The following is a 13,379-nucleotide window of genomic DNA, read 5'->3' on the forward strand; positions in this document are numbered from 1 at the left end:
TCAGGAGCCGGGTGGATCGAGACGCACCGCATACCACTGCAGAGCGATGCCAGGCGAGATTTCCAGTTCACAGGCTGTATCCAACAGGCGCAGTGCAGCTTGTTCCGGGCTCTCGCAACTGCTGAGATCCGAAGGCCAGGGGTCCAGATCCTGCAGTCGGCCGGCAAGCCATGTCAGGGTGTCGGCCGCTGTGAGCAGCTGTTCAGGTTCGCCTGGCACCAACACCACGTAGTGATCGAGGGATCGAATCAGAGGGTCGGACATGGCAAAAGCGTTGTTGACACTGCTGATCACCATGCTGCTGCAGCTTGTGTCAGTCCAGTCCGCCGCCGCGGCCAGTGATCGTGGAATCAGCTTCCTTGAGCAGCGTTTCGAAAGCTGGCCGCAATGGTCCCTGCCGGCACCTCTGCCTCGCCCCCGCGCCAAACAAGACCTGATCTATCCCGACTGGTTTTCAGGGACATGGGAAGTGACCAGTGAGGCACTGGATGATTCAGGCCAACCCATTCCCAACGATCCCCCCCTGGTGCACGAGGTTCGTTTCCTGCGCAACCGTCGCAGCGAACTCATCGGTGACCGCCCTTTCAACGCCGCCGCAGTGGGGAAAGCACTGCTTGGCGAGCAATTGCTGTCGGTCGAACAGGACTCCAACCAGGTGAACCGTCAGCTAGCGAGGTTTCGAGACGATGTGTTGCTCGAAACCACCGTGATTGGCCGGCGAGAGACGAGCCCGAAAGAGACCACTGATTTTTTCAGCGATGAACTCGTCCTACAGATCCTGCACGGACCGGGGGCGCCGAGACTGAGCCGGATTGAGACTCTCACGCACTATGTGCGCTGTGGAGAAGACATCTGCGCCGACCAGCGTCAGGTCAGCCATGCAGGGCCCGGACTCAAAACCGATCAAACGCTGGAGGGACGCAGCAGCCGTTTCAGACTGACGCTCAGACCACTGGCGCTGGAGCAAGGTTGATCAGCCGGGTCTCCAGTTGATCGCGCCAGCGAAACAGATTCTGAAGACGTGGATGATCACTGATCCCTGGAACCCCTCGGCCGGCGAGTGATTCTCCCGAGGAAGCAGGAAAACGCAGCAGCGACAACTGGGCAGCAACCGCAAGATCCGCAAGGCTGATGCCATCTCCAACCAGATAGCCATTGAGATCCACGCCATCGGCGACGGCGCACAGACTGCTGAGCATCGACGCTCTCTGCTCCTGACCAAGCAATTCTCCAAGACTGCTGAGCCAACCACCTGGCAGACCCGACATCACCTGGCGCACTGGTGAGGGGACATCATCGGGAAGCAGCACGTCGCGCAGCTGAGCATCATCGGCAGCCGCCTGCACAAGCGCAGCCCTGACGGCAGCAGCAAGAGTGGTGTCGGCCCAATCCTCAATCAGCTGCATCTGAGCACGCTGGCGAGGATCCGCTGGAATCAAAGCTGGCTCAGGCCTGAGTTCCTCCAGATATCGGCAGATGGCACTGGAATCGGACACCACCTCATCCCCATCCACAAGAACAGGGACCTGCCGCTGACCGGAAAGACGGAAGAGTGAAATCTGACCGATACCAGGCGTGACCTCAACCTCGCGAAAACTGAGTCCCTTGGCTTGCAAGGCCATCCGCACCTTGAGGCAGAAAGCCGAGTGACGAAACTGATGAAGCTCCAGCATGTCCAAGCCAGGTCAGGCGCTGGAACGGTAGCCATTCAGATCTGCTCCTCGCCATCGGATCTGGAGCAGCCATCACGACTGACCCCCACCTAGCTCAGAATCCCCTCGGCATTGTTCGACCACTGGACAGCGAGACATTCTTCTTCTGTATTTGCTCCAGATAGACTGAAATGTGTCAACAAGGTCTTCTTATTGAGAACTTGCTGCTTGTCATTGAGTGCCCTCTCCTCTGCCGCAAGTCACAGCCATTCGGGAAGCACCGGCGGAGTCCCCAAGACACCCTGCAATAACTGGCCATGAAAGAATTTTTCATCAACGTGACGCGCTACCCGCGCTACTTGATCGCTTTCAGCCTGGGTGTGATCAATTCAGTCGCAGAACCACTCGCACGTCGTCGCAGCAATCCGGTCACTGCCGTCGCCCTAATCGGCGCTCTGATCAGTGGGTTCCTCAGTCTGAGCTTTGTCCTGCGTGCCATGGTGTCTTCAGCACCGCAGAGCTGACATGGCCCCGGGACGTCGGGTTGAACGCGTGGCAGCCCTCATCCGGAGAGAGATCAGTGAGCTGCTGATCAACGGCATCCGCGATGAGCGCGTGCATCAGGGCATGGTGAGCATCACGAACGTTGAGGTCAGCGGCGACCTTCAGCACTGCAAAATTTTTGTCAGCGTGCTGGCGGACGACGAAGCTCGCATAGAGGTTATGGATGGTCTCCAGGCCGCCAGTGGCTACCTCAGGGGGGAACTGGGTCGTCGTCTGCAGATGAGACGAGCGCCTGAAGTGGTGTTTCAGCTCGACCGCGGCCTCGAGAAGGGGACGTCCGTTCTGCACCTGCTCGGAGAACTGGAGCGAGAGCGAGAGGTGAAGGGCAGCCCCCCCGCCGGCAGCGACGACGCCGAGTCTTCAGACTTCAATGACTGAGGCTGAGCGTCGCCAGTCTGTGGCCAGGCTTTTGGTCATCCGTGCCAGCGGCCATCGCGAAGACCGGCAGAGGCAGTACCCACGTTGGGAGCACTGCAACCGTGAACTGCAGCGGCTGCTGAAGTCGGGAGTTGGCGGGGTGATCCTGCTGGGTGGCACAGCCACGGAGCTGCAGCAGCGATGTCGAACGCTCCGCAGCTGGAGCGACAGCGAAGACCTGCTGCTCTGCGCCGACGTGGAAGAGGGAATTGGCCAGAGATTTCCTGGTGCTTCCTGGTTGGCTCCACCGATGGCGCTGGGCCGGCTGCATCAAACCAACCCGAAACAGGCTCTAGAGCTGGCTGAGCGTTACGGCCGCACAACCGGGGAGCAGGCGCAACGTTGCGGTCTCAACTGGGTGCTCGCTCCAGTCTGCGATGTGAACAGCAATCCTGAAAACCCTGTGATCAATGTGAGGGCATGGGGCGATCAACCTGAGTCCGTTGCGGATCTCGTGGCAGCGTTTCAACGTGGCCTTGATTCCGCTGGTGTTCTCGGCTGCGCCAAGCACTTTCCCGGTCACGGCGATACATACCAGGATTCCCACCTGGAGCTTCCTCTGATCAATCACGGACGCAGCCGGCTCGACCAGGTGGAACTGGTGCCATTCCGGAGATTGATCGACTCGGGAATCGCCAGTGTGATGACAGCACATCTACTGATTCCGGCCCTGGACGACTCGCAGCCGGCGACCTTGTCGCACGCGGTGCTGACAGATCTGCTGCGATCAGAGCTTGGTTTCACTGGCCTTGTCGTCACCGACGCACTGGTGATGGAGGCAATCAGCAGAACGACAGGTCCTGGAGAAGCCGCGGTTCAGGCCTTTGCTGCTGGAGCCGATCTGATCCTAATGCCCGCTGATGCCGATGCGGCGATTGATGCAATCTGTGCAGCACTGGCAGAGGGAAGGATCCCTGAGTCCCGCCTGGAGGAGTCACTGAAGCGACGCACAGAAGCCTTGCATCGCTGCGAAAAGCCCTGCTTCAGCGACAACGAGGTTGAGTTCGAAACAGCAACAGACCGAGCGTTGTGCATGGAACTGATCGACAGCTCACTGGAGGTGCAGGGCCCACTGCTTTCACAACATCGTGATCAAACCGGTAGGGCCTTGATCCGGGTGGATGGCGTTCTCCCCTGCCCATTCCTGCATGCCAGTGCTGCGGCGATCACCACACCCGAACGCCATGGATACAAAACTCTGATCTGCCACGACAGGGGGATTGAGCCCTGGAGCACCGAGAAATTCTCCGCCGGGCCGCTTGACCTGGAGCGACTGGGAGAGGGGCCCGTGTTCCTGCAGTTGTTTCTGCGCGGCAATCCATTCCGCGCCGGCCAGCAGCGCCAAGAATCCTGGGCTGAAGCCATCCAGCAGTTGCTGGGAGTTGAGCGCCTATCGGGCTTGGCGGTCTATGGCTGTCCCTACCGGTGGGACTCTCTGCGCAAACTCATCCCGGACAGCATTCCTGCGGGGTACAGCCCGGGTCAGATGCCTGACGCACAGCAGCAGCTCTTGAATCGGATGTGGGGTTTGAAGGAGGAGGCGCACGAACGCCAAGACTTCACCGACTAAACAAACGAAGCCTGTCGAAACCGCAGCGTTGGAACCGCCTTAGCCTCTGCGGCAGTGCTCATCACCAACATGCTCAGCCTCTCGATGATCGTGCGCGATGAGGAAGCGCGGATCGAGGACTGCCTCAAGTCTGTCAAGGACTTCGCGGATGAGATGGTTCTTCTCGATACCGGCTCAGTGGATCGCACCATCGCCCTGGCAGAGGCCTGCGGCGCTCGGGTGGAACGGATGGATTGGCCAGGAGACTTTGCGCCGGCACGCAATGCGGCCCTAGAGCTCGTGAAGGGTGACTGGGTGCTGGTACTCGATGCCGACGAAGAGCTCCGCTCAGAAGCAATCCCGCAGCTCAAAGCCTTGATGGCACAGCCGGATGTGCTGGTGATCAATCTGCTGCGACACGAACTGGGAGCCGCAATGGCTCCCTACTCCAACGTGAGCCGCCTGTTTCGCCGACATCCACGACTGCGATGGAGCAAGCCTTATCACTCGATGATCGACGAGAGCGTGGATGCGCTGCTCAAGCAGGAGCCCGGCTGGCGGATTGCCAACTGCACCGAACCAGCTCTGCTGCATGAGGGGTATCGACCGGATCTGCTGGCTGGATCGGATAAGGCGGACAGGCTGCGTCAATCGATGGAGAGCTGGCTGAAAGACCAGCCCAATGACCCCTATGCCTGCGCCAAGCTCGGTGCTCTGGAGGTGAGCGACGGCAACCGGGACAGGGGGCTCAAGCTTCTTCGCCACGGCCTGGAGCAATTGCCCGAGGGCGATGGCAGCAGTGCTGAACGCTATGAACTGCTGCTCAATCTCGGAATCGCGCTGGCTTCAGAAGACAGCGAAGCTGCCGTGAAGTGCTATCGAGAAGCGCTTCAACAACCGTTGGAGACCCGTCTGAGCCTGGGTGCGCGTCTCAACCTGGCGGCCTTGCTGATGCAGCGCAACGAACTGGAGGAAGCCATTCAGCTCACCACAACAGCCTGTCAACGGGCGCCCGAAGTGGCACTCGCCTGGTACAACCTGGGGCTGATGGAGCGCCGTCGTGGCGATCTGCTGGCTGCGATCAAGGCTTACGAGCGATCCCTGAGCGTGAATCCCTCCCACGCGGAAAGCCATCAGAACCTTGCCGTGGCCAGGCTGATGGGGGGTGATATCGATGGTGCACGCACAGGCTTCCGACAGGCCATCGCGCTGCTGCGCGCACAGGAGCGACAGGGAGAAGCCAACGCCCTGCATGCCCAGGTGCATGGACTGGTGAAGCTGGACGATGAGGCCAGCGCATGAGCGCCGATCACACCCAGCCTTTACTGGGAACCACGGTGGTGATCACACGCGCCCGTGAACAGCAGAGCGAAGGCCGCAGGCTGCTGCAGTCGCTTGGTGCAAGGGTTCTCGACCTACCGGCTCTGGAAATCGGCCCGCCTGACAGCTGGGCTCCGCTCGACGATGCCCTCGCTGACCTGGAGAACTTTCACTGGTTGATTGTCTCCAGTGCCAACGGTGTGGACGCGGTGGAGTCGCGGCTGCAGCTCAGGGGACAGGGTCTGATGCAACGCCCCGAGAGTCTCAAGATTGCAGCCGTGGGACGGAAGACCGCTCAGCGTTTGGAAGAACTTGGGGCACCGGCCGATTTCATACCGCCCACATTCGTGGCCGACAGCCTGATTGATCATTTCCCTGTGTCTGGCTGGGGGTTGAGAATCCTGCTGCCGCGGGTGCAAAGCGGCGGACGCACTCTTCTGGCAGAAGCCTTCGGAGAAGCCGGCTCAAGGGTGGTGGAGGTGGCGGCCTACGAATCCCGCTGCCCAACATCCATTCCGGCAGACACCCTGAAAGCACTGGAGAATGGAGAGGTCGACGTGATCAGTTTCAGCAGCGGAAAAACCGTCACCCACACCGTGCAGCTGCTGGCGGATGCCCTCGGACATTCAGACATTGAGCAGCTGTTCAAAAAGCCTGCAGTGGTTTCAATCGGCCCACAAACCAGCCAACGCTGCAGAGAACTACTGGGCAGAGTGGATCAGGAGGCGACACCTCACGACATGGAGGGACTGGTACAGGCCTGCGTTCAGGCAATGCAGAGTCGCTGAGATTCTCTGGAGATTGAAAGACTCAAACAACCTCGATCCAGATCGATGCTGTTCACGGTCCAACCGATCGGCAGCAGGGCCGCAGCATCACCGGGGCAACGGCCGCGGGGTCCAACGCAGACCGTCCCTGAGACCTCAGAGAGGCTGACAAGCGCTCGCAGTTCAGCACCGACGGCCACCACACCCCTCACCTTGAAATCTGGACCAGCTGCCGCGTTCGGATCGACCTGAGAGGTCATGGCCGTCGAGCTGACCATGGTGGGCGCGAAAGGGTCAGCCCGACCCTCCGGCACCGATGACAAGACCTGTTCACGAGTGGGCAGGGGAATCAGGCCAGTAGCAAGTGAGGAAGGCCTGGACAAAGAGATCTCTGCCGGAGGCTGATGAGACGGCAGCGCCTCGGCTGATGGCGCTTTGTTGTCTTCCTGTCCACATCCGCTAAGGCCACCTAGAACGACAACCGAAAGCAAAGACGCCCAAGAGACTGAGGCCGAGATACGGGAGGCCGTCACCTCAGCTCTGCGCTGCGTATCCGCTTTCCACCAGATCGCGGAATCGGTCAAGGTTGGCCTGAAGTTCCTTCGTCACGATTCCACCAAGAATGCTGGGTTCCATCAAGGGGGCCAGAACACCTGGCAGTTCATAGGTCACGCTGAGCTTCACGGCAGTGAGCTGAGGTTGTTCGGCGTAGAAGCGCACCCCTCCTTTGGTGGGCAGACCTCCGACCGATTCCCAATGGAGTTGCTGAGCTTCAACCCTCTGAGTGATTCGGGCCTTCCAATGAAAACGGAAACCCTGTGCTGCCAGTGTCCAGTCGGTGAGGTCGGGATCATCGAGGGTTTTAACGGATTGGATCCAGCGCATCCATTTGGGCATCGCCTCCAGATCGCTCCAGACATGCCAAACCTGATCAACGGGAGCCTTGACTTCAGTGGTTACGGAATGTTCGAGCCAACGTCCCATCGATTCAAGCCACTGCGGTGTTCACGGCAAGTCGAGCCGGTTGCCCCAGGATGGCAGCAGCGGCCAGATGTCCGCTCATGGTGGCTCCTTCCATGGAGTCGATGTAATCCTGGCGGGTGTAGCTCCCTGCCAGATAAAAATTGCTGATCGGCGTGCTCTGGTCAGGTCGGTAAGGCTCCATTCCTGGCGCTTCCCTGTAGAGAGACTGCGCCAGCTTCACCACATTGCTCCAGGTGAGTTTGAGATTTGCGGCGGATGGAAACAGCTCTCGAACCTGACGATCGGTGTGCTCAACGATGTCTTTAACAGACTTGCGCATCCAAGGGTCACCAGGCGTCAGCACACACTGCAGCAGCGAACCCTCACCTTGTTTGCGGTAATCCTCGGGACTCGCCAAAGCAAGATCCGCGAAACAGCTGAAGTCGGCATCTGCGGTGTAAAGCAAGTTGTTCAGACCGGCGGGGTGACTGAGGTCGCCACGACTCTCGCCCTTGCTCTCACCGAGTTCCGTAACCCAACCGTCGTAACGCAACTGGACAGTGGCAACAGGCACCGCCTCGAGATGATGAATGGCCTCGAATTGAGGAAAACGACTCCATTCCTCTGGAAGCAAACGCTGGATGCCCGGCACGTCACAAGCGGCCAGGTAGGCATCGGCAACAACATGCTGTTCGCCATCAGGGGTGCTCAACTTCAGGCCCGTGACCTCCGGTTGATCCCCGTCACTGAACTCAACCTGCTTCACAGGGTGGCGGAGATGCAGCTTGCCACCACGCTGCTGGATGTAATCGAGAATGGGACCCGTCAGCCAACGATGGGGTGATCCTTTGAGCAGATTGAGCTTGGAGGCCTCAGTTTTGGCCGCGAACATCATGAAGATGGTCAGCATGCATCGGGCCGAAATCGTTTCGCAATCGATAAAACCAAGTGCGTAAGCAATCGGGTTCCACATCCTGCGAATGCTCTCTGGGCTGCCGCCATGGCCGACGAACCAGTCTTGAAAACTGACTGAATCGAGCGCTCGAATGGTTCGCATCGCGCCTTCGTAATCGACCAGACCTCGAACGATCGGACTGGTGCCGAGAGCTAGAGCATTGCGCAGTTTGTCGATCCAACCCAGCTGGGGGGTGGTGAAAAAGGCTTTAAGCCCGTTGAAAGGGGCACCGATGGGGAATCGAAAATCCAGTTCCCGCAGGTCACCACCCTGATTAACAAACAAATGGGTGTGATCCTTGGGCAAGAGATTGTCGAAAGCACCCACCTTGCGCATCAACGCGAACAGGTTCGCGTAATTGAAAAAGAAAACATGCAACCCCATCTCGATGTGGTTGCCATCCGGGTCCACCCAGCTGCCCACCTTTCCGCCCATGAAAGGACGAGCCTCATAGAGATTCACCTCATGGCCTGCATCCACCAAATCCACAGCAGCGGAGAGGCCAGCCAGCCCAGAACCCACAATCGCGACCCGCACCGTCATCAGTGCAACTGCGAGGACTCTATGAATTGATCAGGCTCAACTGCTTTAGGCAGAACAAGCGAAGGGTTCATAAAGTGAACGCAGGATCCAGTGCTAGTGCCTCCGATGTCCAGCATCGAAACCACAACTGAGACCGCGACAGCCAGTGAGTCTCATACCGCAAGAGACGGAAAAGGCATCTTGATTACAGGGCCTGCCATGCAGCAGCTGGCCAGACTTTGCAGCGATCAAGGAAGCCAGCAGGTTCTGAGGGTGGGCGTGCGCTCTGGAGGCTGCAGCGGCATGAGCTACACGATGGATTTTGTCCCTGCGACAGACATTCAGAACGACGATGAGCGATATCAATACGAAGCACCCGATGGCGCCTGTTTTGAAGTGATCTGTGATCCCAAAAGCCTGCTCTACATCTACGGAATGCAATTGGACTTCAGCACTGCGCTGATCGGCGGGGGCTTCAATTTCACCAACCCCAACGCCACTCAGACCTGCGGCTGCGGAAGCTCCTTCGCCGTTTGATCCATCGAGGAGCATCAAGCTGCTGTGGGAATCTGAAGGCATTGCCCGACCGATCAGCACTCCATGGAGTCCAGCCAGGAAAGTCTCTTCCAGCAGGCGATGAACCGTTACCAGCAAGGAGCTCCTGCGCAGGAGTTGCTCGCTGATTTTGAGACCATCACCGCAGCGGCCCCTCGCCAGTCAGCAGGCTGGACGTGTCTGGCATGGCTGCAGTTACTGAATGATCAGTCAGAAGAAGCTCTGCGTTCTGCTCGGATGGCCGTCAAGCTGAATAATCAGGATCCTCAGGCCCGCATCAATCTGTGTCTGGCGATGCTGGAAACCAAAGCCAAAGGCGTCAGGGATCAGATTGAAGTGGTTCAGCAGGTGCTGGCACTTGCACCCGAAGTGGGAGCTGAGCTGAAGGAATCCATTGACGACGGTCTCAAACGCCGACCGGAGTGGCCGGCACTGCTCAAGGTGAAGGCCTGGCTGGAGCTCTGACGTGGGCCGACTGCTGCTACTCAGCAACGGCCATGGGGAGGATCTATCTGGTGCGCTGCTTGGACAGGCACTCCAGTGCGAAGGCCATGCAGTGGACGCTCTTCCTCTTGTGGGCAAAGGACAGCCTTATCGGGACGCAGGCATCGCACTGATCGGAGGCACCCAGGAATTCAGCACGGGTGGCCTGGGTTACACCAGCTTGCGTGGTCGACTAACCGAGCTGTTGCAAGGACAGGTGGTCTATCTGCTGCGACGCCTGCTGAGGTTGCTGCGTATCGCCGGGCGCTACGACCAAGTGGTGGTGATTGGCGATGTGATTCCAGTGATGGCCGCCTGGCTCTGCAGACGGCCTGTCACGACATACCTCGTGGCCTACTCAAGTCACTATGAGGGGAAATTACGCCTGCCCTGGCCGTGCGCTGAGTGCTTGCGCAGCCCTCGTTTTCAGGCCGTGTTCAGCCGCGATCAGCTCAGTGCAGACGATCTGAGCTCACAGCTGCGCAAGCCAGTCATGTTTCTGGGCAATCCGTTCATGGATCCGATCCTGAGGGACGATCGTCGCTTGCCACAGGCACGCCGACGACTGGGACTGCTGCCAGGAAGCCGCCGACCTGAACTGGAGCACAACCTGGTGCTTCTGCTGAGAGTGGTGGAACAACTACCGGCACCTTTGCTGAGCAGTGGTGAGCTTCAGCTTGAGCTGGCATTGGTGTCCTCACTTTCCGACACTGCACTGTCAGCGCTGATTGACCCCATCGGCTGGAGCCTTCAAAAGGCCGACAACGGACCAACAACCCTGCTGTTTCGCAACGCCCATCGGGTACAGATCCACCGGGGTGGATTCGGAGCAGTCCTGCACAGTTCCGATCTGCTGCTGTGCATGGCAGGAACGGCAGCGGAACAGGCCGTGGGTCTGGCCCGACCGGTGCTGCAGTTGGTGGGTCGAGGTCCTCAGTTCACTGCAGGATTTGCGGAAGCCCAGCGCCGTCTGTTGGGTCCAACCGTGTTCTGTGCAGATGGCGAGGTGGGCGCACCAGCCACCCTTGAACGCACAGCTGCACTAGCCCTCGAGCTCCTGGAGCGCAGCCATCTTGATCAACAGCTACGGCGACGCTGCCATGACGAAGCACTCAACCGCCTCGGCAAAGCCGGCGGCGGCAGCAGGATGGCGGCATCGATCTCTCAGCTGCTGCAGCCGTCCGAATGAGTGAGCCGAACTCCGAACCCGCCTGGAAACGCTGGCTGGATCGCATCCTTGTCCTGAATGTCTTCCTGGTCATAGCTGGGGCTGGATGGTTCGCTGTTGCAGTGATTGGCAGCAGTCAGGGCCTGGAGGCGCCGATGACATTGTTCATGCGCCTGTGGGAACCCCTGTTCACACCAGCCATCGGCCTGCTGATGGGCGCAGCCGTGCTCAGCGGTTGCTGGAGCTGGTGGCAACGTCGAGTGCAACGGGCAGAGTCGGGCAGAGGAAGTTGAAACCAAGCGCCTCGAGGCGACTTGAACTCACGAACTGCCCCTCCAGAACAACCTTGGAGCCATCACCCAGCAGCAGCTGCAGCATCGGACCTGGCACCGGCAGAAGACTTGGTCTACCGAGACAACGGCCAAGACTTCCTGCAAAGACAGCCATGGTCACAGGGTCGGGAGCCACAGCGTTGATCACGCCAGACCAGGAGTCCGTTTCCAAGGAACTCTGAATAATCCTGCATAAGTCGCCACGTTCAATCCAGCTCATCCACTGCTGACCGGAGCCGATCGGGCCGCCGAAGCCGGCGCGGAACACCGGCAACATTTTGGCGAGAGCCCCTCCCTGGGAGGACAACACAATGCCGATTCGCAGCACAACGAGCCGAGTTGCTGCGGGCTTTTCAGCGGCAGCCTGCTCCCACTTCTGACACAGACGGGCCAGAAAATCCTGCCCAACGGAGCTGCTCTCCTCAAAGCGTCCATCAAGACTGGTGCCGAAATAGCCAACAGCTGAGGCATTCACCAGCACGGATGGAGGCTTGGCCAGCGTGGCCAGGGCACTCACAAGATGACGGGTGGTCTCAAGACGACTGGACTCGAGGGTTTCAAGGTGCTGAACAGTCCAGCGCTGTTCAGCGATCGGTTCACCAGCGAGATTCACAACGCCATCACTGGCGGCCAACGCATCATGCAGAGGCGTGGAGTCAGACCAGCTAGATGCCACAGCTGGATCCACCTGAATCCATTGAAGACGTCCTGCAACGTCTGAGGGGAAGGCCGCCGGAGAGGCACGGCGACTGACGATAGTGAGTTGATGACCGGCAGCCTGCAGAACGGGAATCAGACCACGACCAACCAAGCCCGTGCATCCAATCAGCAGAAGGCGCATTGCAACGGCGGCGTCAAGTGCTCGAGGTTAGGAAGCGACGGAGGGATCAGTGTCTTCAACGGGCAAGGTGAGATTCATCTTGCGCGCCATGGGCACCAGCGCAAAGCCCTGGATGAAGAGGCCAAACAGCACCACGGCCAGAGCCAGCGGAGGCATCTCCACACCCCAGCCCACACCCGGAGTCGACCAGGCCTTGATGGCCATCGCGATGGGGACGGCGCCGCGCAGGCCTGCCCAACACACAAAAATCCGTTCGCCATGGCTGAAGGGCGTCCGCCAGAGAAGGGTCTGCACCATCAGCAAGCGCACGAGCTGCATCACCAGAAACAGCACGAAAGCCAGGCCGACGGCGTGAACCACATCCTGAGGATTCACCACAAGCCCCATGCAGAGAAACAGCAGGAGCTCGGCCATTTTTGCGTAGCTGGAATGGGCTTCCTCCAGGCCGTTCTGGTCAAGATCGGCACTGTTGCCAAGCACCAGCCCTGCGACGTAGGCCGCGAGCAACGGACTACCGCCCAGCAGCGAAGTGCCACCGCTGAGCACCATCAGCAAGGCGAGGCTGACCACCGGCAGCATCGAGGTCTGATTCAGCCCCATGCGTGTTCCCAGCAACTGCACCGTGAGACTGCCGCCGAGGAAACCGATCAGCATCCCGAGCAGGAACTGACGGATCAGATCCGTCACCAGCAAACCAGCGCCGACGCCCTCACCAGCGGCCAGTGCCAGAGCTAGTCCAGCAAGCACGACAGCAATGGGGTCGTTGAACCCGGATTCGCACTCGATCAGATCGGTGAGCGGCTTCGGCAATCGGCCCTGCAGCGGACGGAGCAGAGCCAGAACAGCAGAAGCATCGGTGCTCGCGACCATGGCCCCAACGAAAAGACTGCGCGGGAGGAGGGCGGTGCTCGACTCCGTTCCTTGCGCCAGACCGAAGCCGAAGACCACCAACGTGATCAGTGCTGCCGTGATCAGCACACCGATGGTGGCCAGACGAGCCGCTGGGCGAATCACTCCACGCACCTGCTGCCAGTTGGTGGTGAGACCTCCGAAAAACAACACCAGCACAAGAGCTGCTTCAGTGATCTGCTTGGCCGTATCAAGACTCAGCAGTGTGATTTCATGACTGCCGGGAACAACCACTACGTGATTTTCAATCAGCAGACCGAGCAGCAGCACCATGAGGATTCCAGGAACCCTCACCCGGGCCGCAAGGTCATCCAGCAGAACTGAGACCAGCAGCAACCCGCCGAATGCCACCAGATAAAGCGAGAGGCCGTTGTCCAAACCA

General features: G+C 59.5%; 17 protein-coding genes. 10 read left to right on the forward strand and 7 right to left on the reverse strand.

The window, feature by feature from the left end; genetic code table 11:
* The gene (locus SynMITS9220_RS11770; RefSeq protein ID WP_186989429.1) at positions 1-264 is read right to left on the reverse strand and encodes a chlororespiratory reduction protein 7; all 264 of its coding nucleotides are present in this window, start codon (positions 262-264) and stop codon (positions 1-3) included.
* On the opposite strand from SynMITS9220_RS11770, the gene SynMITS9220_RS11775 reads away from it, so the two are divergent.
* Positions 263-973, forward strand: a complete 711-nt coding sequence (locus SynMITS9220_RS11775; RefSeq protein WP_255483094.1) for a DUF6816 family protein — start codon at positions 263-265, stop codon at positions 971-973. The genes SynMITS9220_RS11770 and SynMITS9220_RS11775 overlap by 2 nt on opposite strands.
* On the opposite strand, the gene SynMITS9220_RS11780 is transcribed toward SynMITS9220_RS11775, so the two are convergent.
* Positions 945-1,673, reverse strand: coding sequence for a glutathione S-transferase family protein (locus tag SynMITS9220_RS11780; RefSeq protein ID WP_186989431.1), 729 nt, complete (start codon positions 1,671-1,673; stop codon positions 945-947). The two genes, SynMITS9220_RS11775 and SynMITS9220_RS11780, sit on opposite strands and share 29 nt — an antisense overlap.
* A gap of 296 nt (positions 1,674-1,969) precedes the next feature.
* Between SynMITS9220_RS11780 and SynMITS9220_RS11785 the strand changes: the two genes are divergently transcribed.
* The 5 genes from SynMITS9220_RS11785 (at position 1,970) to SynMITS9220_RS11805 (ending at position 6,290) form a co-directional block, all read left to right on the forward strand.
* The gene (locus SynMITS9220_RS11785; protein ID WP_066911775.1) at positions 1,970-2,176 is read left to right on the forward strand and encodes a DUF751 family protein; all 207 of its coding nucleotides are present in this window, start codon (positions 1,970-1,972) and stop codon (positions 2,174-2,176) included.
* Between the two features lies 1 nt (position 2,177).
* Entirely contained in the window at positions 2,178-2,594 is a 417-nt protein-coding gene (rbfA, locus tag SynMITS9220_RS11790) for a 30S ribosome-binding factor RbfA (protein ID WP_186989433.1), read from the forward strand.
* Positions 2,587-4,203 (forward strand): glycoside hydrolase family 3 N-terminal domain-containing protein, encoded by a 1,617-nt coding sequence (locus SynMITS9220_RS11795; protein WP_186989435.1) that lies wholly within the window; start codon positions 2,587-2,589, stop codon positions 4,201-4,203. The genes rbfA and SynMITS9220_RS11795 overlap by 8 nt, the downstream gene beginning before the upstream one ends.
* A 69-nt stretch (positions 4,204-4,272) precedes the next feature.
* Positions 4,273-5,484, forward strand: coding sequence for a TPR domain-containing glycosyltransferase (locus SynMITS9220_RS11800; protein WP_186992201.1), 1,212 nt, complete (start codon positions 4,273-4,275; stop codon positions 5,482-5,484).
* On the forward strand, positions 5,481-6,290 hold the full coding sequence (locus SynMITS9220_RS11805; RefSeq protein ID WP_186989437.1) for a uroporphyrinogen-III synthase: 810 nt from the start codon (positions 5,481-5,483) through the stop codon (positions 6,288-6,290). Before SynMITS9220_RS11800 ends, SynMITS9220_RS11805 begins: the two co-directional genes overlap by 4 nt.
* On the opposite strand, the gene SynMITS9220_RS11810 is transcribed toward SynMITS9220_RS11805, so the two are convergent.
* From SynMITS9220_RS11810 to zds, 3 genes are read right to left on the reverse strand one after another with little or no spacing between them, the layout of a single operon-like run.
* Positions 6,269-6,853: a hypothetical protein gene (locus SynMITS9220_RS11810; RefSeq protein WP_186989439.1), complete on the reverse strand. Its 585-nt coding sequence runs from the start codon at positions 6,851-6,853 to the stop codon at positions 6,269-6,271. The genes SynMITS9220_RS11805 and SynMITS9220_RS11810 overlap by 22 nt on opposite strands.
* On the reverse strand, positions 6,804-7,253 hold the full coding sequence (locus SynMITS9220_RS11815; RefSeq protein ID WP_067098778.1) for an SRPBCC family protein: 450 nt from the start codon (positions 7,251-7,253) through the stop codon (positions 6,804-6,806). The genes SynMITS9220_RS11810 and SynMITS9220_RS11815 overlap by 50 nt, the downstream gene beginning before the upstream one ends.
* Positions 7,254-7,257: 4 nt before the next feature.
* On the reverse strand, positions 7,258-8,724 hold the full coding sequence (gene zds / locus SynMITS9220_RS11820) for a 9,9'-di-cis-zeta-carotene desaturase (protein WP_186992203.1): 1,467 nt from the start codon (positions 8,722-8,724) through the stop codon (positions 7,258-7,260).
* A 111-nt stretch (positions 8,725-8,835) separates the two neighbouring features.
* Between zds and SynMITS9220_RS11825 the strand changes: the two genes are divergently transcribed.
* The 4 genes from SynMITS9220_RS11825 (at position 8,836) to SynMITS9220_RS11840 (ending at position 11,208) form a co-directional block, all read left to right on the forward strand.
* Positions 8,836-9,246 carry an iron-sulfur cluster assembly accessory protein gene (locus SynMITS9220_RS11825; protein WP_186989441.1) on the forward strand — a complete coding sequence of 137 codons (411 nt, stop codon included), beginning with the start codon at positions 8,836-8,838 and terminating at the stop codon, positions 9,244-9,246.
* A 63-nt stretch (positions 9,247-9,309) separates the two neighbouring features.
* Entirely contained in the window at positions 9,310-9,729 is a 420-nt protein-coding gene (locus SynMITS9220_RS11830; protein ID WP_186989443.1) for a hypothetical protein, read from the forward strand.
* A 1-nt stretch (position 9,730) separates the two neighbouring features.
* Entirely contained in the window at positions 9,731-10,936 is a 1,206-nt protein-coding gene (locus SynMITS9220_RS11835) for a lipid-A-disaccharide synthase-related protein (protein ID WP_186989445.1), read from the forward strand.
* Positions 10,933-11,208 (forward strand): hypothetical protein, encoded by a 276-nt coding sequence (locus tag SynMITS9220_RS11840; protein ID WP_186989447.1) that lies wholly within the window; start codon positions 10,933-10,935, stop codon positions 11,206-11,208. Before SynMITS9220_RS11835 ends, SynMITS9220_RS11840 begins: the two co-directional genes overlap by 4 nt.
* Here the strand turns inward: SynMITS9220_RS11840 and SynMITS9220_RS11845 are convergent.
* Both SynMITS9220_RS11845 and SynMITS9220_RS11850 read right to left on the reverse strand, forming a co-directional pair.
* Positions 11,144-12,088: a TIGR01777 family oxidoreductase gene (locus SynMITS9220_RS11845; protein ID WP_186989449.1), complete on the reverse strand. Its 945-nt coding sequence runs from the start codon at positions 12,086-12,088 to the stop codon at positions 11,144-11,146. The genes SynMITS9220_RS11840 and SynMITS9220_RS11845 overlap by 65 nt on opposite strands.
* Before the next feature lie 27 nt (positions 12,089-12,115).
* A complete protein-coding gene (locus SynMITS9220_RS11850; protein WP_186989451.1) occupies positions 12,116-13,375 on the reverse strand; it encodes a cation:proton antiporter in 1,260 nt (419 codons plus the stop codon).
* Positions 13,376-13,379 lie beyond the last annotated feature (4 nt).

It is taken from the genome of Synechococcus sp. MIT S9220, assembly GCF_014304815.1.
In the GTDB taxonomy this organism is placed as follows: domain Bacteria; phylum Cyanobacteriota; class Cyanobacteriia; order PCC-6307; family Cyanobiaceae; genus Synechococcus_C.

Coding starts and splice junctions, on each gene's coding strand:
- SynMITS9220_RS11775 (WP_255483094.1), top strand. CDS start 263: ATGGCAAAAGCGTTGTTGACACTGCTGATCACCATGCTGCTGCAGCTT.
- SynMITS9220_RS11770 (WP_186989429.1), bottom strand. CDS start 264: ATGTCCGACCCTCTGATTCGATCCCTCGATCACTACGTGGTGTTGGTG.
- SynMITS9220_RS11780 (WP_186989431.1), bottom strand. CDS start 1,673: ATGCTGGAGCTTCATCAGTTTCGTCACTCGGCTTTCTGCCTCAAGGTG.
- SynMITS9220_RS11785 (WP_066911775.1), top strand. CDS start 1,970: ATGAAAGAATTTTTCATCAACGTGACGCGCTACCCGCGCTACTTGATC.
- rbfA (WP_186989433.1), top strand. CDS start 2,178: ATGGCCCCGGGACGTCGGGTTGAACGCGTGGCAGCCCTCATCCGGAGA.
- SynMITS9220_RS11795 (WP_186989435.1), top strand. CDS start 2,587: ATGACTGAGGCTGAGCGTCGCCAGTCTGTGGCCAGGCTTTTGGTCATC.
- SynMITS9220_RS11800 (WP_186992201.1), top strand. CDS start 4,273: ATGCTCAGCCTCTCGATGATCGTGCGCGATGAGGAAGCGCGGATCGAG.
- SynMITS9220_RS11805 (WP_186989437.1), top strand. CDS start 5,481: ATGAGCGCCGATCACACCCAGCCTTTACTGGGAACCACGGTGGTGATC.
- SynMITS9220_RS11815 (WP_067098778.1), bottom strand. CDS start 7,253: ATGGGACGTTGGCTCGAACATTCCGTAACCACTGAAGTCAAGGCTCCC.
- SynMITS9220_RS11825 (WP_186989441.1), top strand. CDS start 8,836: ATGTCCAGCATCGAAACCACAACTGAGACCGCGACAGCCAGTGAGTCT.
- SynMITS9220_RS11830 (WP_186989443.1), top strand. CDS start 9,310: ATGGAGTCCAGCCAGGAAAGTCTCTTCCAGCAGGCGATGAACCGTTAC.
- SynMITS9220_RS11840 (WP_186989447.1), top strand. CDS start 10,933: ATGAGTGAGCCGAACTCCGAACCCGCCTGGAAACGCTGGCTGGATCGC.
- SynMITS9220_RS11845 (WP_186989449.1), bottom strand. CDS start 12,088: ATGCGCCTTCTGCTGATTGGATGCACGGGCTTGGTTGGTCGTGGTCTG.